At 71.3% G+C, this 20,095-nt stretch carries 16 protein-coding genes; 7 read left to right on the plus strand and 9 right to left on the minus strand.

Annotation, left to right across the window (positions count from 1 at the left end; genetic code table 11):
* Positions 1-20: 20 nt before the first annotated feature.
* The 3 genes from ACIRU3_RS06370 to ACIRU3_RS06380 all read right to left on the minus strand — a co-directional run bounded on the left by ACIRU3_RS06370 (position 21) and on the right by ACIRU3_RS06380 (position 1,674).
* Positions 21-248, minus strand: a complete 228-nt coding sequence (locus ACIRU3_RS06370) for a hypothetical protein (RefSeq protein ID WP_404052161.1) — start codon at positions 246-248, stop codon at positions 21-23.
* A 153-nt stretch (positions 249-401) separates the two neighbouring features.
* Complete coding sequence (locus ACIRU3_RS06375) at positions 402-896, minus strand: toxin-antitoxin system, toxin component (protein ID WP_404052164.1); 495 nt, start codon at positions 894-896, stop codon at positions 402-404.
* Positions 897-1,017: 121 nt separating this feature from the next.
* The gene (locus tag ACIRU3_RS06380; protein WP_404052167.1) at positions 1,018-1,674 is read right to left on the minus strand and encodes a helix-turn-helix domain-containing protein; all 657 of its coding nucleotides are present in this window, start codon (positions 1,672-1,674) and stop codon (positions 1,018-1,020) included.
* Between the two features lie 240 nt (positions 1,675-1,914).
* On the opposite strand from ACIRU3_RS06380, the gene ACIRU3_RS06385 reads away from it, so the two are divergent.
* From ACIRU3_RS06385 to ACIRU3_RS06415, 7 genes are all read left to right on the plus strand, one after another.
* Positions 1,915-2,586 (plus strand): hypothetical protein, encoded by a 672-nt coding sequence (locus ACIRU3_RS06385; RefSeq protein ID WP_404052169.1) that lies wholly within the window; start codon positions 1,915-1,917, stop codon positions 2,584-2,586.
* 121 nt (positions 2,587-2,707) lie between these two features.
* A complete protein-coding gene (locus ACIRU3_RS06390; RefSeq protein WP_404052172.1) occupies positions 2,708-3,706 on the plus strand; it encodes a LacI family DNA-binding transcriptional regulator in 999 nt (332 codons plus the stop codon).
* 119 nt (positions 3,707-3,825) lie between these two features.
* Positions 3,826-5,178, plus strand: a complete 1,353-nt coding sequence (locus ACIRU3_RS06395) for an ABC transporter substrate-binding protein (RefSeq protein ID WP_404052175.1) — start codon at positions 3,826-3,828, stop codon at positions 5,176-5,178.
* A 5-nt stretch (positions 5,179-5,183) separates the two neighbouring features.
* Positions 5,184-6,137 carry a carbohydrate ABC transporter permease gene (locus ACIRU3_RS06400; protein ID WP_404052178.1) on the plus strand — a complete coding sequence of 318 codons (954 nt, stop codon included), beginning with the start codon at positions 5,184-5,186 and terminating at the stop codon, positions 6,135-6,137.
* Positions 6,134-7,009 carry a carbohydrate ABC transporter permease gene (locus ACIRU3_RS06405; RefSeq protein ID WP_404052181.1) on the plus strand — a complete coding sequence of 292 codons (876 nt, stop codon included), beginning with the start codon at positions 6,134-6,136 and terminating at the stop codon, positions 7,007-7,009. Before ACIRU3_RS06400 ends, ACIRU3_RS06405 begins: the two co-directional genes overlap by 4 nt.
* A gap of 33 nt (positions 7,010-7,042) precedes the next feature.
* A complete protein-coding gene (locus ACIRU3_RS06410; protein WP_404052184.1) occupies positions 7,043-8,650 on the plus strand; it encodes a glycoside hydrolase family 13 protein in 1,608 nt (535 codons plus the stop codon).
* A gap of 56 nt (positions 8,651-8,706) precedes the next feature.
* Complete coding sequence (locus ACIRU3_RS06415) at positions 8,707-10,884, plus strand: discoidin domain-containing protein (RefSeq protein WP_404052186.1); 2,178 nt, start codon at positions 8,707-8,709, stop codon at positions 10,882-10,884.
* Between the two features lie 121 nt (positions 10,885-11,005).
* Here ACIRU3_RS06415 and ACIRU3_RS06420 read toward each other — a convergent pair whose 3' ends face one another.
* The 6 genes from ACIRU3_RS06420 to ACIRU3_RS06445 all read right to left on the minus strand — a co-directional run bounded on the left by ACIRU3_RS06420 (position 11,006) and on the right by ACIRU3_RS06445 (position 19,873).
* Positions 11,006-15,262, minus strand: a complete 4,257-nt coding sequence (locus tag ACIRU3_RS06420) for a molybdopterin-dependent oxidoreductase (RefSeq protein ID WP_404052188.1) — start codon at positions 15,260-15,262, stop codon at positions 11,006-11,008.
* Positions 15,263-15,606: 344 nt separating this feature from the next.
* Complete coding sequence (locus tag ACIRU3_RS06425; RefSeq protein ID WP_404052191.1) at positions 15,607-16,338, minus strand: hypothetical protein; 732 nt, start codon at positions 16,336-16,338, stop codon at positions 15,607-15,609.
* An 11-nt stretch (positions 16,339-16,349) separates the two neighbouring features.
* Positions 16,350-17,087: a hypothetical protein gene (locus tag ACIRU3_RS06430; RefSeq protein ID WP_404052194.1), complete on the minus strand. Its 738-nt coding sequence runs from the start codon at positions 17,085-17,087 to the stop codon at positions 16,350-16,352.
* A gap of 168 nt (positions 17,088-17,255) precedes the next feature.
* Positions 17,256-18,419, minus strand: coding sequence for an NlpC/P60 family protein (locus ACIRU3_RS06435; RefSeq protein ID WP_404052196.1), 1,164 nt, complete (start codon positions 18,417-18,419; stop codon positions 17,256-17,258).
* 137 nt (positions 18,420-18,556) lie between these two features.
* Positions 18,557-19,090, minus strand: coding sequence for an RNA polymerase sigma factor (locus ACIRU3_RS06440; RefSeq protein WP_404052199.1), 534 nt, complete (start codon positions 19,088-19,090; stop codon positions 18,557-18,559).
* Between the two features lie 117 nt (positions 19,091-19,207).
* Complete coding sequence (locus ACIRU3_RS06445; RefSeq protein ID WP_404052203.1) at positions 19,208-19,873, minus strand: M15 family metallopeptidase; 666 nt, start codon at positions 19,871-19,873, stop codon at positions 19,208-19,210.
* Positions 19,874-20,095: the final 222 nt, after the last annotated feature.

A 20,095-nucleotide genomic window follows, 5' to 3' on the forward strand; every position in this document is an offset into this window, starting at 1 on the left:
CACGGTCACCGGGGCCCGTCTCACTCCAGCGGGCACCAGTGGCGCACCAGCCGGAAGAACTCCTCCTCGTTGCCCGCCAGGCCCGCCCGCGCCAGCGCCCGCTCCGCCTCGGCGAGCACCGCGGGCGGCACCATGACGGGCCGGCCGCCGTCCGGAGGCCCGTCGAAGGCTGCGCGCACGGTGTGCAGCAGCCGCAGATAGGCCTGCACGGCGGTGCGCTCACGGTCGGTCAGTACGGCGGTGGGCATCGGTCGGCTCTCCCCGGTTCGGCATCACGGTCACGCGCGCTGCGGCGCTCGTACCCAGCTTGCCGTCCACCACTGACAACGCCGTTCCACCCGGTATCGGTTCGCCCGCTCGGCAGAGGCGAAACGCCACCGACAGCCCTGTGGCGGGTCCGTTCAGCCCTGTGGCCGGACCGTCAGCCCTGTGGGCCCCTGCATCCGGGCGACGCCTCGATGCGGCCCGCCACGTCGTCGCGCCGGATCGGGCCCCGTTGCGCCGAACCGGCGGGCCAGGTGCGGCACTTGCCGGCGCGGAGCGGGCCGAAGGCCCCGGCCTCGTGCTCCGCGGCCCGGGCGGAACGGTTGCCGGCGGCCGCCCGGCGGTACCGTGGCCCGCCGTCGTGGGGACCGATCGGAGTCGTCGCTCGGCGCCGGTGTGGCGACGCCGAAGCCCACGCCGTCGACGTGGTGGCCCGAGCGGTCGGCCCGCAGATGCCACCGCTCATGGCCGAGCATCACCAACCGGTGCTCGGTCGCGGCGCGTTCCTCCACGACGAACGGGTCCCGGTCGGCCATGTCCGGCCACAGCCCGTCGGCCGGACCGGGCGGGAAGACGGCCGTGCGCTGCGGTGCGGTGCGGACGTGCACGGGGCTGCCGCGACGGCGGCCCATCCCCTCGCACAGCGGGCGGTACGGCTCGTGCGGAGGGCCGACGCGGGCAGCGTGAGTCCCCCGGTCGGCTCGGCACACGGCCGGCGCATGCCCCTGCCGGCGCCCGCCGTCCTCGCCCGGCTCACGACTCGGGACGTTTGACACTCTCCAGCAGCATGTCGAGCCACTCCGCGACCTTGTCCCGGTGCTGGTCGGTGGGCAGTTGCGCGGCGCGCCACGCTATCCCGCGCACCCCGTGGTCCTGCAGCAGCCGCTCCAGCGGATCGTCCGCCGCCTCGGCCGCGGCACGCTCCCGGTCGGCGAGCTTCTGCAGCAGCTCCTGCTCGGTGCGCTGCAGCGCACCCGCCAGCGCCTCGGGGTCCTCCGCCGTGAGGAAGCCGGCGTGCACCCGGAAGAACCGTTGCACGGCGTCGCAGTGCTCCATGGTGGGCCGGCGGTCGCCGTTGATCAGCGCGCCGGCCTGCTGCCGGGACATGCCCGCACCGTCGGCGATCTCCTGCTGGGTGTACTTGCGGCCGCCCGGCTTCAGCCGGGTGCGGCGCAGCAGGTCCAGGCGCTGCAGAAAGCGGGCCTGGACGTCCGGCTCGCCCGCCGGGCGGCCGCTGAGCAGGGCCTTGAGCACCGGTTCAGGGACACCACAGGCGACGGAGAGCCGCCCGACGTCGAAGACCTCGGCGTGCGGCACACCGAGCCGGTCGGCGAGCGCGGTGACGCGGGCGACGACGGCCGGCAGCTGAGCGGTCTCCGTGGCATCCGGATCCTCGTAGCCATCCGTCACCGACAGAACTCCTACGTCTCTCGAGGGCTTGTGGTGCTTCCGTGCTTCTCACAAGCGGTTGCCGTGAACTTCCCGGAGAGTAGCGGGTGCTTCGAACTCGCATCCAGGTGTCGCCACAACTGTGGCGAATTTCGGCCGTCCATCGGCATGAAATGCCACGATAGTTGACACGGCTCTCGTCGGAGCAGCAGGATCGCATCGCCGCGTGAAGGCCGCAGAGGCAAGAGGGGTGACCTCCCGATGGCACATCAGGCAGGAGGGCAGTGGCCGGCGCCGCGGCCCGTCCCCGAGGGCTGCGAGGTCCAGGCGTATCTGCAGGACTACGCCACTCTTCTGGAGGCCGTACCGTTCCCGTCCCTGGTCGTCGACCACCGCTGGAACGTGGTGATGGCCAACGGCCCGTTCGAGACACTGTTCCGGGGTGTGCGCCCTCATCCGACGGCCATGCCCGGGGACAACTTCCTGCGGTTCGTCCTGTTCCACCCCGACGCCGGCGCGATCCTCGGCGAGCACGAGGCCGGCTGGTGCCTGCCGATGCTGGCCCACCTCAAGACCGCGGTCGAGCGCTACGGCCACGACCGCGAACTCCAGGCCGTGCGCCGGGACGTCGCCCAGGACCCGATCATGGAGGCCGCCTACCGGCAGGGCCTGCCGCACTGGATCCTCGCCGTCGGCGAGGCCGGGGCGCAACTCGACGGCGCCGTACGCCTCCTGTTCCACCCCGACCCGCGCCGGGGCCCCACCGAGTGCCGGATCGTCGACGAGACGCCCCGGACCCTCCAGGAGATCGGCTGCACGCGTCTGACGATGGTTCTGCGCGACGCCCGCCGCCCGGCCGCCGCCTCGCGCCGCCCACGCAGGCCGCGCGGCGCGGGCACACATCTGACGGTCGTCCCGGCGCCCAAGGACTGACCCGGTTCCGTCGGCGTTCAGGTCGCCGACGGGGCCGGGCAGGAATCACTCCTCCTGCCCATGGCACCGCCGGACCCCGTTTACGCAAACAGCTTGCATGGCTTGCGCTAGTCTTGCGTCCATGACGCGACGACTTGCGGAAGTGGCGAAGAAGGTCGGGGTCAGCGAGGCCACGGTCAGCCGGGTGCTCAACGGCAAGCCCGGGGTCTCCGACGCCACGCGGCAGGCGGTGCTGACGGCCCTCGACGTCCTCGGCTACGAGCGCCCCACCCAGCTGCGCGGTGAACGCGCCCGGCTCGTCGGTCTGGTCCTGCCGGAGTTGCAGAACCCCATCTTCCCGGCGTTCGCCGAGGTCATCGGGGGTGCGCTGGCCCAGCTCGGGCTCACCCCGGTCCTGTGCACGCAGACCAAGGGCGGGGTCTCCGAGGCGGACTACGTGGAGCTGCTGCTGCAACAGCAGGTCTCCGGCGTCGTCTTCGCCGGCGGCCTGTACGCGCAGGCGGACGCGCCGCACGACCACTACCGGCTGCTCGCCGACCGCAACATCCCGGTGGTGCTGGTCAACGCGGCCATCGAGCACCTGGGCTTCCCGGGCGTGTCCTGCGACGACGCGGTCGCCGTCGAGCAGGCCTGGCGGCACCTGGCCTCCCTCGGCCACGAGCGGATCGGCCTGGTCCTCGGCCCCGGCGACCACGTCCCCTCGGCGCGCAAGCTGGCCGCCGCGCGCGCCGTCGCCGGTGACCTGCCGGACGAGTTCGTCGCGCGGGCCATCTTCTCCATCGAGGGCGGTCACGCGGCCGCCTCGCGCCTGATCGACCGTGGCGTCACCGGCATCGTCTGCGCCAGCGACCCCCTGGCTCTCGGTGCCGTCCGGGCCGCCCGCCGCAAGGGGCTCGAGGTTCCCGGGCGGATCTCGGTCGTGGGCTACGACGACTCCGCCTTCATGAACTGCACCGAACCCCCGCTCACCACCGTCCGCCAGCCCATCGAGGCCATGGGCCGCGCTGCCGTGGAGCTGCTGAACGCCCGGATCGGCGGCTCCGCCGTACCGGCCGAGGAACTGCTCTTCGAGCCGGAACTGGTGGTGCGCGGCTCCACCGCGCAAGCTCCGCGCGACTGAGATCCGGAAGATCCACCCTGCTGTTCAATAATTTCAGATTCTGCGCGACATCTTGCGGCGAGAAGGTGTCGATGCTTGAGTGTGCGGCGCCCACCGCTCCTGCCTTGAGGGGTCCACCGATGAGAAGCACCGGGTTCCGCCGTACCCTCGCCGCGATCGGCGTCTGTTCCTCCCTCGCCCTCGCCGCGTCCGCCTGCGGAGCGGGCGACGACGATGCGGCGAGCGGCAAGACCCGCATCACGGTCAACTGCCAGCCGCCCAAGAGCGCCAAGGTCGACCGGCAGTTCTTCGAGGAGGACATCGCCTCCTTCGAGAAGCAGAACCCGGACATCGACGTCGTCGCGCACGACGCCTTCCCCTGCCAGGACCCGAAGACCTTCGACGCCAAGCTCGCCGGCGGGCAGATGGAGGACGTCTTCTACACGTACTTCACCGACGCCGGGCACGTCGTCGACATCGACCAGGCGGCCGATCTCACGCCCTATCTCAAGGAACTGAAGAGCTACGGCAGCATCCAGAAGCAGCTGCGGGACATCTACACCGTGGACGGGAAGGTCTACGGCATCCCGCGCACCGGGTACTCCATGGGGCTGATCTACAACCGCAAGCTCTTCGAGAAGGCCGGACTCGACCCCGACAAGCCCCCGGCGACCTGGGAAGAAGTCCGCGCCGACGCCAAGCGGATCGCCGCCCTCGGCAACGGAACCGTCGGATACGCCGACTACAGCGCGCAGAACCAGGGTGGCTGGCACTTCACGGCCGAGCTGTACTCGCAGGGCGGCGACGTCGTCGGCGCCGACGGCAAGAAGGCGACCGTCGACACCCCCGAGGGCCGGGCCGTGCTCCAGAACCTGCACGACATGCGGTGGACGGACGACTCGATGGGCAGCAGGCAGCTCCTGATCATCAACGACGTGCAGCAGATGATGGGTTCGGGCAAGCTCGGCATGTACCTGTCCGCCCCCGACAACATCCCGATCCTGGTCAAGGAGAAGGGCGGCAACTACAAGGACCTCGCCCTCGCCCCCATGCCCGGCGGCAAGGGCACCCTCATCGGCGGCGACGGCTACATGTTCAGCAAGAAGGACACGCCCGCTCAGATCCGCGCCGGACTGAGGTGGCTGGACCATATGTTCCTCACCCCGGGATCGGGCTTCCTCGGCGACTACGCCCGCGCCAAGAAGAAGGACGCACCCGTGGGCCTGCCCGAGCCGCGCCTGTTCACCGGCGCCGCCGATGCCAAGGACCAGCAGGTCAAGAAGGCCAACGCCAATGTTCCGGTGGAGAACTACCAGGCCTTCCTCGACGGCAACCAGCAGCTCCGGATGAAGATCGAGCCGCCGAGCGCCCAGCAGATCTACTCCGTCCTCGACGGAGTCGTCTCCGCCGTCCTCACCAAGAAAGACGCGGACATCGACCAGCTCCTGGCGGACGCGTCCGGCAAGATCGACAGCATTCTCGCCCGGGGCTGACCGCCATGACGAAGACGGCCGAGCGGCGCCCGGCCGAGGAGGCCGCCGTCCACCCGGTGCAGGCGCCGCCCCCGGTAGGGGGCCGGGGGCGGCGCCGCCTCGTCGACCAGGCCCGCGCCTACGCCTTCCTGCTCGGCGGCTTGATCTGCTTCGCGCTGTTCTCCTGGTACCCGGCGATCCGCGCGGTCGTCATCGCCTTCCAGAAGTACACGCCCGGCTCCTCGCCCGAGTGGGCCGGCACCGCCAACTTCACCCGCGTCTGGCACGACCCGGAGTTCACCGCGGCCTGGCGCAACACCCTCACCTTCACCCTGCTGGCCCTGCTCATCGGCTTCGCCGTCCCCTTCGTCCTCGCCCTGGTCATCAACGAGCTGCGGCACGCGAAGGCCTTCTTCCGGGTCGTGGTCTACCTGCCGGTGATGATCCCGCCGGTGGTCAGCGCCCTGCTGTGGAAGTGGTTCTACGACCCCGGCGCCGGCCTCGCCAACGAAGCCCTGCGGTTCCTGCACCTGCCCACCTCGAACTGGTCGAACGGCACCGACACCGCACTCGTCTCCCTGGTGATCGTGGCCACCTGGGCCAACATGGGCGGCACCGTCCTCATCTATCTGGCCGCGCTGCAGTCCATCCCCGGCGAGCTGTACGAGGCCGCCGAACTGGACGGCGCGAACCTGCTCCAGCGCGTCCGGCACGTGACGATCCCGCAGACCCGGTTCGTCGTGCTGATGCTGATGCTCCTTCAGATCATCGCCACCATGCAGGTGTTCACCGAACCGTTCGTCATCACGGGCGGCGGACCCGAGAACGCCACGGTCACCGTCCTCTACCTCATCTACAAGTACGCCTTCCTCTACAACGACTTCGGTGGAGCCTGCGCGCTCAGCGTCATGCTCCTCGTCCTGCTCGGCGCCTTCTCCGCCGCCTATCTGCGGCTCACCCGCTCCGAGGGGGACGCATGAGCACCCGGACCCTGATCTCCCCGGCCACCCTCGCCCGCCCCCGCGGGAAGGCCGTCTACTGGACCGTGTTCACCGGCGTCGTCCTGCTCTTCGCCCTCGCCTTCCTCTTCCCGGTCTACTGGATGGTGACCGGCGCGATGAAGTCACCGGACGAGGTGGCCCGCACCCCGCCGACCCTGATCCCGGAGCACTGGCACACCGCCGGCTACACCGACGCCTGGGATCTGATGCAGCTGCCGCAGCACCTGTGGAACACGGTGGTGCAGGCGGCCGGCGCCTGGGCGTTCCAGCTGGTGTTCTGCACGGCCGCCGCCTATGCCCTGTCCAAGCTGAGACCCGCCTTCGGCAAGGTGATCCTCGGCGGCATCCTCGCCACCCTGATGGTCCCGGCCCAGGCGCTCGTCGTGCCCAAGTACCTGACGGTCGCCGACCTGCCGCTGATCCACACCAGCCTGCTCGACGACCCCCTCGCGATCTGGCTGCCCGCCGCCGCCAACGCCTTCAACCTCTACCTGTTGAAGCGGTTCTTCGATCAGCTGCCCCGCGATGTCCTGGAGGCCGCCGAGATCGACGGCGCCGGCAGACTGCGCATCCTGTGGTCGGTCGTACTGCCCATGTCACGGCCGGTCCTGGGAGTGGTGTCGATCTTCGCGCTGGTCGCCGTGTGGCAGGACTTCCTGTGGCCGCTGATGGTCTTCTCCGACACCGGCAAGCAGCCGATCAGCGTGGCCCTGGTCCAACTGTCGCAGAACATCCAGCTCACCGTGCTCATCGCCGCGATGGTGATCGCCAGCATTCCGATGGTGGCACTGTTCCTCCTCTTCCAGCGGCACATCATCGCCGGGATCAGCGCGGGCAGCACCAAGGGCTGAGGCAGCCGCCCCGTCTACAGAAAGGCAAGCTCAGTGGGACAGCCCACCCATGCCCCGAAGGACCATGACTGGTGGCGCTCGGCCGTCATCTACCAGGTGTACGTCCGCAGCTTCGCGGACGGCGACGGCGACGGCACCGGCGACCTCGCGGGGGTCCGCGCACGGCTGCCGTACCTGGCCGAACTCGGTGTCGACGCCCTGTGGTTCAACCCCTGGTACCTGTCACCCATGAAGGACGGCGGCTACGACGTCGCCGACTACCGTGCCGTGGACCCGGCCTTCGGCACCCTCGCCGAGGCCGAGAAGCTCATCTCCGAGGCGCGCGAGCTGGGCATCCGCACGATCGTCGACATCGTGCCCAACCATGTCTCCGACCAGCACCCCTGGTTCCTGGCGGCCCTCGCGGCGGGGCCCGGCAGCCCCGAGCGCGAGCTGTTCCACTTCCGGCCCGGACGCGGACCGCACGGCGAACTCCCGCCCAGCGACTGGCCCTCGCAGTTCGTCGGCTCCACCGAACCGGTCTGGACCCGGCTGCCCGACGGCGACTGGTACCTGCACCTGTTCACCCCCGAGCAGCCCGACCTCAACTGGGCCCACCCGGCGGTCCGCCAGGAGCACGAGGACGTTCTGCGCTTCTGGTTCGAGCGCGGTGTCGCGGGCGTCCGCATCGACTCCGCGGCCTTGCTCGCCAAGGACCCGGACCTGCCCGACCTCGCCGCGCACCCGGAGCCGCATCCCTTCGTCGACCGGGACGAACTCCATGACATCTACCGCTCCTGGCGATCCGTGGCCGACGCCTACGACGGGGTGTTCGTCGGCGAGGTCTGGCTCCCCGACCCCGAACGCTTCGCCCGCTACCTGCGCCCCGACGAACTCCACACCGCCTTCAACTTCTCCTTCCTGTCCTGCCCCTGGGACGCCGAGCGGCTGCGCACCTCCATCGACACCACCCTCGCCGAGCACGCCCCCGTCGGCGCCCCGGCCACCTGGGTGCTGTGCAACCACGACGTGACGCGCACGGTCACCCGCTACGGCCGCGAGGACACCGGCTTCGACTTCGCCGCGAAGGCCTTCGGCACCCCCACGGATCTGGCACTCGGCACCCGCCGGGCCCGGGCTGCCGCGCTGCTCTCACTGGCACTGCCCGGGGCGGTGTATCTCTACCAGGGGGAGGAACTGGGGCTGCCGGAGGCCGAGATCCCGGTCGACCGCGTACAGGATCCGATGTACTTCCGATCGCAGGGTGCCGATCCCGGCCGCGACGGGTGCCGGGTGCCGCTGCCCTGGGCGGCCGGGGCACCGTATGCGGGATTCGGTTCGCGCGAGGAGCCCTGGCTGCCGCAGCCGGTCGACTGGGCGGCGTACGCGGTCGACCGTCAGCAGCAGGATCCGCACTCCATGCTCGCTCTCTATCGCACGGCCGTTGCCACCCGCCCGGTCCTCGGCGACGGCCCTCTGACCTGGCTGCCCGCCCCAGAGGGCGTGCTCGCCTTCGCCCGCGCGGAGGGCGTGCGCTGTGTGGTGAACCTTGCTGCCGCGCCCGCCGAACTGCCCGCGCACTCCCGACTCCTGCTCAGCAGCGGCCCGCTGGACGACCGGGGCCGGCTGCCGCAGGACACGGCGGCCTGGCTGCGCGCCTGAGCCGCACTCGCACCGCTTGCTGTCCCACGCAACCCCCACCACGAAGGGATCAGCACATGCACAGCAGCACCGCCCGACATGTCAGGCACATGTCAGTAATGGGGGCGGCCGTCGCCCTCGCCGCCGGCACGCTCGTCGCCGTAGCCCCCGCCGCGCACGCCGCCGCGGGCGCCACGCTCCCCTTCACCTCCGTCGAGGCCGAGTCGGCGAGCAGTACCGGCACGAAGATCGGCCCCGACTACACACAGGGCACCCTCGCATCGGAGGCCTCCGGCCGGCAGGCCGTACGGCTCACGTCCGGGCAGCGCGTGGAGTTCACCGTGCCGCGTGCGTCCAATGCCGTGAACCTTGCGTACAGCGTCCCGGACGGTCAGTCAGGTGCGCTCGATGTGTACGTCAACGGGACCGAGCTCGCCAGGACGCTCCCGGTCACCTCCAAGTACTCCTACATCGACACCGGCTGGATCCCGGGCGCGAAGACCCACCACTTCTACGACAACTCCCGCCTCCTGCTGGGCCGGAACGTCCAGGCTGGCGACAAGATCGCCTTCCAGTCGACCGGCACCCAGGTCACCGTGGACGTCGCCGACTTCGAGCAGGTCGCGGGGGCCGCCGCCCAGCCCGCCGGTTCGGTGTCCGTCGTGTCCAAGGGCGCCGACCCCAGCGGCAACGGCGACTCCACCCAGGCCTTCCGGGACGCCATCGCGGCGGCCCGGGGCGGTGTGGTGTGGATCCCGCCGGGCGACTACCGGATCACGTCCTCGCTCAGCGGAGTGCAGAACGTGACCCTGCAGGGAGCGGGCAGCTGGTACTCGGTCGTGCGCACCTCCCGGTTCATCGACCAGTCCAGCTCCTTGGGCAGCGTGCACATCAAGGACTTCGCCGTGATCGGCGAGGTCACCGAGCGCGTCGACTCCAACCCGGACAACTTCGTCAACGGCTCCCTCGGCCCGAACTCCTCCGTCTCCGGCATGTGGATCCAGCACATGAAGGTCGGGCTGTGGCTGACGGGCAACAACGACAACCTGGTGGTGGAGGACAACCGCATCCTCGACACCACCGCCGACGGCCTCAACCTCAACGGCACCGCCAGGGGCGTCCGCGTCAGCGGCAACTTCCTGCGCAACCAGGGCGACGACGCGCTCGCCATGTGGTCGCTGTACTCCCCGGACACCGACTCCAGCTTCGAGAGCAACACGATCTCGCAGCCCAACCTCGCCAACGGCATCGCCATCTACGGCGGCACCGACATCGCGGTCAAGAACAACCTGGTCTCCGACACCAACGCCCTCGGCAGCGGCATCGCGATCTCCAACCAGAAGTTCCTCGACCCCTTCTCTCCCCTGTCCGGCACCATCACCGTCGACGGCAACACGCTGGTGCGCACCGGCGCGATGAACCCCAACTGGAACCATCCGATGGGCGCCCTGCGCGTCGACTCGTACGACAGCGCGATCGACGCGACGGTGAACATCACCGACACCACGATCACCGACAGCCCGTACAGTGCCTTCGAGTTCGTCTCCGGGGGCGGGCGCGGGTACGCGGTCAGGAACGTGGACGTGACCGGTGCGACCGTACGGAACACGGGCACGGTCGTGATCCAGGCCGAGGCCCAGGGCGCGGCCGCCGTCCGCGACGTCACCGCCACCCAGGTCGGCGCCGCGGGCATCTACAACTGTCCCTACCCGGCGAACTCGGGCTCCTTCACGCTCACCGACGGCGGTGGCAACTCCGGCTGGGCCGACACCTGGTCGGACTGCTCCACCTGGCCCCAGCCGGGCCAGGGCAACCCCGATCCCGACCCGAACCGCAACCTCGCCAAGGGCCGCCCCGCCACCGCGACCGGATCGCAGGACGTGTACACCCCCGGCAAGGCGGTGGACGGCGACGCGAACAGCTACTGGGAGTCCGCCGACAACGCCTTCCCGCAGTCCTGGACGGTCGACCTCGGCTTCTCCTGCGCGGTCCGCCGTCTGGTGCTGAAGCTGCCCCCGTCCCCGGCCTGGGGCGCCCGTACCCAGACCGTCGCGGTGCTCGGCAGCACCGACGGTTCGACCTATTCGACCCTGGTCGGCTCGCAGGGCTACCGCTTCGACCCGGCCACCGGCAACACGGCCACCGTCTCCCTGCCCGCCGGCACCGACCTGCGCCACCTCCGCCTGAGCGTCAGCGCCAACACGGGCTGGCCGGCCGGGCAGTTCAGTGAAGTGGAGGCCTACCTGACGTCCTGAGCCGGGCACACCCCCACAGGACCGGCGAGTCCTGCTCCACCCCAGGTACACACCGGTCGTGGAGGGCGGCCAGGGCGCCGTCCTCCACGGCGCGGGCCGGCGCGGCGAGGCGTGCGTGCTGTCAGTAGACGTCGCGGACGTAGCGCTTGTCCGTGGCGAGACGCCTCACGTGGGCGGTGGCTTCGTCGAGGTCCATTCCGCCGTGGGTGGCGACGATCTCCTTGAGGGCCTGGTCGACGTCCTTGGCCATGCGTCCCGCGTCGCCGCAGACGTAGAAGTGGGCGCCGTCCTGCAGCCACTGCCACAGGCGTGCCCCGTTCTCGCGCATCCGGTCCTGGACGTAGACCTTGTTGCGCTGGTCGCGGGAGAAGGCGAGGTCGAGGCGGTCGAGGTGGCCCGATGCCCGGTACGCCTCCAGGTCCTCGCGGTGGTAGAAGTCGGTGGTCCGGCGCTGCTCGCCGAAGAAGAGCCAGTTGGGACCGGTGTGGCCGCGGGCCAGGCGGTCTTCGAGGAAGCCGACGAAGGGTGCCACACCGGTTCCGGGGCCGACCATGATCATGGGGGTGGCGGGGTCGGCGGGCGGGCGGAATTGCGGTGAGCGCTGTACGAAGACCTGCACCGGTCCGTCGTCCGCGCAGTCGGCGAGGTAGGTCGAGCACACGCCCTTGCGGTCCCGGCCGAGGTCGTTGGTGTAGCGGACGACCGAGACGGTGAGACGGACCTCGCCGGGGTGCGCGAGCGGGCTGGAGGAGATGGAGTACAGCCGGGGCTGGAGGCGCTTGAGGACCCGTGCCCACTCCGCTGCCGAAGCACGGACGGGGAACTCGGCGACGACGTCCGCGGCCTGGCGGCCCCAGCTCCACTGCGCGAGCGCGTCCTTGTTGTCGGGCCGCAGCAGTCGCTTCAGGTCGTGACTGCCGGTGCGCTCCATCACGAACCTGAGCAGGTCCGTGGTGATGCGCGCGATGTCCAGACGGGTGCGCAGCGCCTCGGCGAGCGGGATGGGTCCGCCGTCGCCGAGGGCGACGGGTTCGCCGGGGTCGAGCCCTGTGAGCGCGAGCCATTCGGCGACGAGACCGGTGCCGTTGGCCGGCCAGACACCAAGGGCGTCGCCGGCGTCGTAGGCGAGTTCGCCGTCGCGGGTGTCGAAGGCGAACTGCCGTACCTCCTTCTGCGAACCGGGCAGGCTCAGCAGCCTGTTGCCGATGAGCAGGGTGGCGAACGGGGATGCCTTGGTGTGGCCCGCCGGCGCGGGAGCCGAGGGCGGTGAGGGTACGGCGACCGGTGCGGCGACGGCCGTCTCGGCCGTGCCTGCGGGCACGGGCTGCCGGTCGTCGGCTGTGGCCAGGGCGGTGACGACCCGAGCGAGCCAGTGCTCGGCGGTCTCCTCGAAATCGGGTTCGCAGTCGGTGCGGGGGACGAGCCGGGTGGCGCCGAGGGCGTCGAAGCGCTCGTCGAGTCGGCGACCGTGTCCGCAGAAGTCGTCGTAGCTGGAGTCGCCGAAGGCGAGGACCGCGTAGCGGATCCCCTCCAGTCTGCCGGTGTCCGGGGCGGACAGCGTCTGCCAGAAGTCGGCGCCGTTGTCGGGGGCGTCGCCGTCGCCGAAGGTGCTGGTGACGAGGAGCACGTCGGTGTCCGGGGTGAGGTGCCGCGCAGACGCGTCGGCCATCGGCAGCAGCTCGGCGGCGCGGCCGGATCCGGTGAGGCGGGCGGCGGCGATGGCGGCGTACTCCTCGGCGTTGCCGGTCTGCGAGGCCCACAGAACGACCAGGCGCCGGCTCGGTACGGGCGCCTCGGCCGCCGGGGCGCCGGGCGGCGCGGGCGCGAGGGCGGTTGCCCCGGTGGCGGGTGCGGCGGTGCGGGAGAACATGCCGGCGAGGACGCCGTCGACCCACAGGGCGTTGCCCGGGGTGAAGGGCGCGCCCGGTGGCAGGACGGGGACGCGTTCGCCGGGCGGCGTGAGGGCGAGACCGGAGAGGAAGCCGGACAGGTACTGACGCTCCGGCTCGGCCAGGGGCGCCGGGGCGAGATCGGTGATGCCGAACAGGGTGGCGAGGGCGTGGACGGCCGGGTCCGCCGGCGCTGCGGCGGAGAGGGCGGGGGCCGGAACGAGGGCCGCGGGTGCTCCTTGCCGCACGGATCCGGCCGGGGCCGCCTCGGGCTCCGCGCCCGGGCGTGCCGCCGGGACGGGCGCGGCCGTCCTGGTGAGGGCGACGGCGCAGGCCTTGAACTCGGGCTGGAAGGAGACCGGGTCGACGGCGTCGTTGGTGACGGCGTTGATGCTGAGGTACTCGCCGAACAGGTCGTTCCAGTGGAACGGGGCGAAACAGGTGCCCGGGCGGACCCGGTCGGTGACCACGGCGGGCAGTACGGCGCGCCCGCGACGGGAGGCGACCTCCAGGTGGTCGCCCCCGACTACGCCGAGAGCCTCGGCGTCTTCGGGATGGACCTCGACGAAGGGGCCGGGGTTGAGCTTGTTGAGCTTGGCGACCTTTCCGGTCTTGGTCATCGTGTGCCACTGGTGCTGGAGGCGGCCGGTGTTGAGGACGAACGGGTAGTCGTCGTCGGGGAGTTCGGCGGAGGGGAGATGCGGCCGGGCGAAGAACCGGGCGCGTCCGCTCGCGGTCGGGAAGGCGAGCCGGGGGCGGGTGCCGTCCTCCCGTTCCAGGAGGTTCTGGCTGACACCGTCGTTGAGGTAGCGGATCGGGTTGCGGTCGGGACCGTCGACGGCGGGGGCCGGCCACTGGACCGGCGTGCCGCGCAGCCGCTCGTAGGTCACACCGCGCAGATCCCAGCCGGTCCTGGGGTTCCACGCCTGCTTGAGTTCCTCGAACACCTCCTCGGAGGAGCCGTAGGTGAAGGCGTCGGCGAAGCCCATCGCGCAGGCCACCCGCGCGATCAACTGCCAGTCGGGCAGCGCCTGTCCGGGCGGGTCGACGGCCCCTCGCACCAGGGTGAGGTTCCGCTCGGAGTTGATCATGACGCCGTCGGACTCCGCCCACAGCGTCGCGGGCAGGACCACATCGGCGTACGCGTTCGTCTCGGTCTCGGCGAACACGTCCTGCGCGACGACGAGTTCGGCGGCCTCCAGTCCGGCTATGACGGTCTTGCGGTTGGCGACCGAGGCGACCGGGTTGGTGCAGATGATCCAGCACGCCTTTATCTCGCCGGCGGCCAGCTGCTCGAACATCTCGACCGTGCCGCGCCCGACCTCGGTGCGCAGGGAGCCCTCGGGGATCTTCCACAGGTTCTCGACGAAGGCGCGTTCGTCGTCGACCAGTACGGAGCGCTGACCGGGCAGGCCGGGGCCCATGTAGCCCATCTCGCGGCCGCCCATGGCGTTGGGCTGACCGGTCAGCGAGAAGGGACCGGATCCCGGCCGGCACAGGGCTCCGGTCGCGAGGTGCAGATTGACCAGGGCGTTGGTGTTCCAGGTGCCGTGGGTGGACTGGTTCAGGCCCATGGTCCAGCAGCTCATCCACTCGTCGGCCTCGCCGATCCACTGCGCCGCCCGCCGGATGTCGCCCTCGGCGAGACCGGTGATCTCCGCGACCTTCTCGGGCGGGTAGTCCGCGAGGAAGGCGGGCAGCTCCTCCCAGCCCTCGGTGAACCCGGCGATGAACTCCGCGTCGGTGAGACCGTTCGCGACCAGCAGATGCAGCAGGCCGTTCAGCAGGGCGAGGTCGGTGCCGGGCCTGATCTGCAGGAAGAGATCGGCCTTGTCGGCGGTGGCGCTGCGGCGGGGGTCGACGACGATCAGCTTGGCGCCGGCCGACTTCACCCGCTCCATCATGCGCAGAAAGAGGATCGGGTGGCAGTCGGCCATGTTGGCGCCGCTGACGAAGAACAGGTCGGCGTGGTCGAAGTCCTGATAGGAGCCGGGAGGACCGTCCGCGCCCAGCGACAGCTTGTAACCGGATCCGGCGGAGGCCATGCACAGCCGGGAGTTGGACTCGATCCGGTTGGTGCGCACGAAACCCTTGGCCAGCTTGTTCGCCAGGTACTGCGCCTCCAGGGACATCTGCCCGGACACGTAGAAGGACAGGGCGTCGGGCCCGTGCTCGTCCAGGATCGCCCGCAGTCGGCCCGCGACCGACGCCACGGCCTCGTCCACATCCGTCTCGACCGGCTGGATGTCACGCTCGGCACGCACCAGCGCCTTCCCCAGCCGCCCGGGCGCGGCCATCATGTCCGTGCTCGTCGCCCCCTTCGTGCACAGGCGGCCGGAATTGGTGGGGTGCGCCTTGTCCCCGGTCACCTTGACCGCACGGCGACGCCCGTCGGCGGGGTCCCGCCGCACGTCCAGCACGATCCCGCAGCCGACGCCGCAGTAGGAGCAGACCGTGCGGACAGTGCCGTCCGTCGCGCCAGATGCCACCGAAACTCCACTTCGCGGGGTGTCCGTCCTGCTGAGCCGGATCGCCCGTCAGCGGCGGCAGCCCAGGGACAGCACCGTAGGAAGACCGAATTTCGGGTCCGTCACGTGATGGCGGTGCGTGGGGTTACACCCCGCGCACGCGGCGGCACCGTCGCATGTGAGGTGCCCCCGCCGGTGCATACGGCCGGCGTCGGGCCTCATCCGGCCGGAGCCGGCGGACGAGGACGTAACGCCGGAACCGGGACGGGACCGCGGGACCCGCGTCCCACCCGGACACCGCGCCGGTCCCTCTCACTCGGGGACGTTTGGAAAGTGCCTGGTCACAGCTGTGAGCGAGTGGCCGGTCAGGGGATCCGGGACACCGCGGTACGGGCCAGGGCGAGGGTGCGGGAGCGCTCGGGTGCCGTGGGGCTTCCCGCGTCGCTGATCACGAGCAGGGTCTTTCGCACGACCACCAGGACCAGGGTCTCCCGGACGGTGAACGACCCGGTGGTCGCGGTGACCGTGGCATGCCAGGACGTGTCCCCGATCCCCGCCGAGCCATGCGGCACCACCCGCTCCGTGCCGGTGGTGCCGTCGCTCCAGCCGAGGGAGAACTCGGCGCAGCCGGACAGCGCACTCACCGCCTGCCGCAGGTCCTGCCGTGCCCCGGATCCCGGCAGTCGGCGCAGTACCTGCTGGAGGAACAGCCCGCTCCGGCTGCGGGCGAAGGTGACCCTGGCCTCGACCGCGCCGGGGCGGGTGCTGCGAGAGGACTCCAGCGCGTTGAGTGCTCTGACGCATCCGGGACGGTCGGAGCGCGTCGGAGGCTCGTTCCGCTGCGCTGTCCTCACATAGCCGGCCGGCAACTGGGCTGTGGTGAGGAGGGCCACGGACAGGGCCGCGGTGCCCGGGGAGAGCGCTGTGGGTGACGCGGAGGGCGGGGGTGCCTGCCCCGGCTCCCCGGTGTCCGGCCGATGGCGTTCGCTGCTGCAGCCGGCGAGGAGCGCGCCCGCGAGCACCACCACGGCCGGCAGGGCGGCGAGTCGCCGCCGGCCGGCGGCGGCCGTCGCGGCGGACGGCGAAACCTGGGCCACTTGAGGACTCCTCAGTACCCGGTGGAGCCGTCGGGGTCGACGACGACGTCGTAGGACGGCGTGGACAGGGAGTGCAGGGGAGAGTCGAGCTTCTCCGTGCGCAGGATGTACGTGCCCGCTGCCAGGTCCGAGAGCTGCTGGTAGCGGCCGGTGAAGTCGGGCTCCGTGCCGGTCCAGTACCCGGACCCGAGGCTGTGCTTGAGGACCCATCCGTTCGGCTGGACGATCGCCGGGTACACCGGGCCGAGCGCATCCTGGGTGAGCGTGAAGGAGGCCCCGGCATGGGAGTTCGCGCCCGGCGCGCCGGACAGGGTGAACGAGAAGTAGCGGACGTTGAAGGAGGAGCCCGAGGTCAGCGGGGCGCAGTTCTGGGCCGTCACGGGCCCGTCCACGACGCCGAGTTGCAGCGGGTCGGTGAAGGTGCCGCTGCCGGCGAGGCTGCCGCAGTCCTGACTTCCGTCGCCGGCCGGCCGGTCGTCGTCCTCCGTCGCGTCGCCCTCGCTTCCGGTGTCCGTAGCGTCCGAGGCCGCGCTCTCCTCGGTGGGGGTCTCCGCCACGGGTTCCTCCGTGGCGGGGGGCGGCTCGGGGGAGGAACTGCTCACGTCCGGCGCCGCCGAAGCCGTGGCGGGAGCGGACTCGGAGACGTCCGGCGACGAGGACTCCGCCGCAATCGAACGGTGGTGTGACGAGCCGCCGCAGCCGCTCGCGAGCAGTATCGCCCCGAGCAGCGGCGCGCACTTTCTGATCATGGATGTCCTCCCCCTCACGCACCGCCGAGAACGGGCCGGCGGACGTCATGTGCGCGGGATATTACATCTCTTCATCCCTTCGATCCCCCCATATGAGGACTTCTCCGAAGCGTCTTCCCGAAGCGCCTTCCCGGAGCGGGTCGGGACCCGCTCCGGGAAGACGTTCGCTCAGCAGGTGGGTACGTCCGACAGCCAGGCCGGGCCCTTGATGTAGATGTTGGTGATCCACGAGCCGTCGGTCAGCCTGGACCAGGCGTCGTTGGTGTAGCCGTCGGCCGTGACCTCCTGCGCGTGCTTCTGGCAGACCACGTTGACGGTCGTCGGCTGGGCGAAGTAGTCCACCACGGACGCGTTGACGTTCGGCTGGCTGTGCGTGCGCACCCCGGTGCCCCAGGTCTGGTGCGGCTTGCTGCCCCCGCTCGGCGGCGCCGGGCTGGTGCCGCCGCAGTCCGGGACGCCGGGCAGCGAGGCCGGGCCCTTGATGTAGATGTTCGTCAGCCATGAACCGTCGGCCAGCTTCGACCAGATGTCATTGGTGTAGCCCTCGGCGGTGACCGTCTCCGCGTGCTCCTGGCACTGCACCGAGACCTGCGTCGGCCCGGCGAAGGTGTCCACGACGGAGGCACGCACGCTCGGCGAGCTGTGGGTGCGCACACTGGTGCCCCAGGTCTCGAAGACCGTGCCGCCGTCGGCCGGCGGGGGAGTCGGGGTGCCCGACGGGTTGATGCGGACGGCGCCCGCGTAGTCGCCGCCCGTGCGCGCGGGGGCGACGCGGATGTGGGTGCCGGACTCGTACGCCTCGACCATCTGTCCCGCGCCCAGGTACATGGCCACGTGGTGGATGTGACCGCTGCCCCAGAACATCAGGTCACCGGGGACCAGCGGGCCCGTGCCCTGGCCTGCCGAGAAGCGGGCGGTGGCCTGGGAGCTGTGGAACTGGTCGTTGGCGGTGCCGTTGAGGAGGTCCTTGCCGGTCGCCCGGTAGTAGGCGTAGCGCATCAGACCGGAGCAGTCGAAGCCCTTGCGCTCGTTGTCGTGCATGCTGTCGGGATCGGATCCGTCGTAGTAGCCGTAGGTGGCGCCGGGGGTGGCGCCGTGGCCGCCGCCCCAGCTGTACCAGACGCCGATCTGCGAACAGGCCGCGTCCACGGCGGCCTGCGCGGTGGCCGAGGCGCCGGGTGCGAGGACACCGCAACTCGCTTCCTGGGCCGCCGCCGTGGCCTGGGGTTTGGTGGCCGCGTGCGCGGCCGTGGGCAGGAAGGCGGCCAGTGCCGCCGCCACCGCGGTGGCGAGCGCCCGGCCGATGAGCCGGCGCGTGGTTCCGGTCTTCAAGAAAGCACATCCTTCGTCGGCGTTCCGTCACCCGGGTAACGGGTCACGGCGGTGGGGGGTGTGTGCCCGGCGCCCCCACTTCGGCAGAGCGCCGGTGCCGGTGCCGCGCCCACCCCCGTCGGGCGCGGCACCGGGGTCTACGGGGCCAAGGCGGCACGCATCTTGGCCAGGGCGCGCATCCGGTTGCGCTGGACCGTGCCCCGGTGGGCGCCGAGGCGTTCGCCGGCCGAGTCGTGGCTGAGGCCCTCCAGGTCGACGAGGATCACCGCGGCCGCCTCCTTCGGGGAGAGCAGGCTCAGCAGCGCCAGAGCCGTGGCGCTCGCCTCGTACGTACCGAGTCCGCCGTCCCAGCCGGCCTCCGGCAGCCGCTCCGTGGCGCGTTCCCGCCGTGAAGGGTGCAGCCAGGAGTCGCGCAGCAGGTTGAGGGCGACCGTGCAGGTGTAGGCGTACGGGTGCCGCTGCTGGGCGAGGCTGCGTGCGCGGGCCCGCCGGGAGAGCCGAAGGTACGTCTCCTGCAGCAGGTCGTCGGCGTCGTGCGGGTTGCCGGTCAGCGCCAGCAGACGTTTGCGCAACCGCGGCATGTCGGCGGTGAAGGAGGCGTCGAACTCGCCCGGACTGACACGGTCGTCCGCGCGCGGCGCCGGGGCGCACATGCCGCCGCTGGTCTCCATGGGTGTCCCCCGATCGTCGGTCGTGGTGCGGGGTGCCGTGCTGCCGGTGCCCCGGTTGATCGCTTCGGTGCCGGTGGGCCGGTGGGCCGGTGGGCCGGTGGGCTGTCGGTCCGTTGGTCAGGCGGGCCGGGCGGGCGGGGCGGCCGGGCCGTAGCGGGAGGCCGGGGCGTGGCGCAGCAGCGCCCAGTACCGGTCGCCGTAGGACCAGTGCCACCACTCGGTGGGGTAGTTGACGAAACCGGTCGCAGCCAGCGCCCGGTCCATCAGGGCCCGGTTGGTGCGGGCCTCGTCACTGATGTCGAGGGCGGCCGTGCGGCAGGCGCCCTCGCTCTCCTCCGGGGTGGCGTTGACCTCGGTGCCGAGCGGGAGTTCGGTGCCGTCCTCGGTGCAGAGCGTCAGGTCCACCGCCCCGCCGCTGACGTGCGGGGCGACCTCCGGCGGGGAGATGTAGGCGCTGGCCAGCTCCCGGATGACGGCCGGTGCGGCGCCGGGGTGGGCTTCGCGCATCGTCGCCGCATAGCTCTCGAAGTAACGCCGTTGCAGGTCCGGCGGCCGGTACCCCTCGACCACCAGGAACCGGATCCCGGCGGGCAGCAGCCGCTGTGCCTGCAGCAGGCGCTTGATCGCCCCGGACCGTAGGTGGGCGTAGGCGCCGGTGTCGTCGGCCTGTCGTGGGTCGAGTCGCAGTTCGGGGATCTCGCGCAGGTCGACGAGTGGTTCACCGCATTCGTGCTCGGTGACCTCGGCGACCCGCGGGTCGGAGAGCGGGATGATGTCCGTCACGCTCTTAGCGTCGCGGGGACCTCTGCAAAGGCTCTGCAAGTCCTCTGCAAGCCGCCGACCAGGGGTTCTGCAGCCGATACAGGCCCGGGGCAGCCGCCGTCGGTCCGGTCCAGCCGACTGCCGCGCCCGGGGCGGCCACCCACGCGTCCCCCGCTCGCCGCGCGGGGCGGCGGCCCCGGCCGGTCGTCCGCCGCGCGGGTCAGCCGCCCTTGTCCGCCCGCT

The sequence above is a fragment of the Streptomyces sp. NPDC101151 genome, from assembly GCF_044768335.1.
Taxonomy (GTDB): Bacteria; Actinomycetota; Actinomycetes; order Streptomycetales; family Streptomycetaceae; genus Streptomyces.

Excerpts from the sequence above, each read along its gene's own strand:
- ACIRU3_RS06385 (WP_404052169.1), top strand. The coding sequence starts at position 1,915 with ATGGCACATCAGGCAGGAGGGCAGTGGCCGGCGCCGCGGCCCGTCCCC.
- ACIRU3_RS06395 (WP_404052175.1), top strand. The coding sequence starts at position 3,826 with ATGAGAAGCACCGGGTTCCGCCGTACCCTCGCCGCGATCGGCGTCTGT.
- ACIRU3_RS06405 (WP_404052181.1), top strand. The coding sequence starts at position 6,134 with ATGAGCACCCGGACCCTGATCTCCCCGGCCACCCTCGCCCGCCCCCGC.
- ACIRU3_RS06440 (WP_404052199.1), bottom strand. The coding sequence starts at position 19,090 with ATGGAGACCAGCGGCGGCATGTGCGCCCCGGCGCCGCGCGCGGACGAC.
- ACIRU3_RS06375 (WP_404052164.1), bottom strand. The coding sequence starts at position 896 with ATGGGCCGCCGTCGCGGCAGCCCCGTGCACGTCCGCACCGCACCGCAG.
- ACIRU3_RS06430 (WP_404052194.1), bottom strand. The coding sequence starts at position 17,087 with ATGATCAGAAAGTGCGCGCCGCTGCTCGGGGCGATACTGCTCGCGAGC.
- ACIRU3_RS06400 (WP_404052178.1), top strand. The coding sequence starts at position 5,184 with ATGACGAAGACGGCCGAGCGGCGCCCGGCCGAGGAGGCCGCCGTCCAC.
- ACIRU3_RS06415 (WP_404052186.1), top strand. The coding sequence starts at position 8,707 with ATGCACAGCAGCACCGCCCGACATGTCAGGCACATGTCAGTAATGGGG.
- ACIRU3_RS06390 (WP_404052172.1), top strand. The coding sequence starts at position 2,708 with ATGACGCGACGACTTGCGGAAGTGGCGAAGAAGGTCGGGGTCAGCGAG.
- ACIRU3_RS06370 (WP_404052161.1), bottom strand. The coding sequence starts at position 248 with ATGCCCACCGCCGTACTGACCGACCGTGAGCGCACCGCCGTGCAGGCC.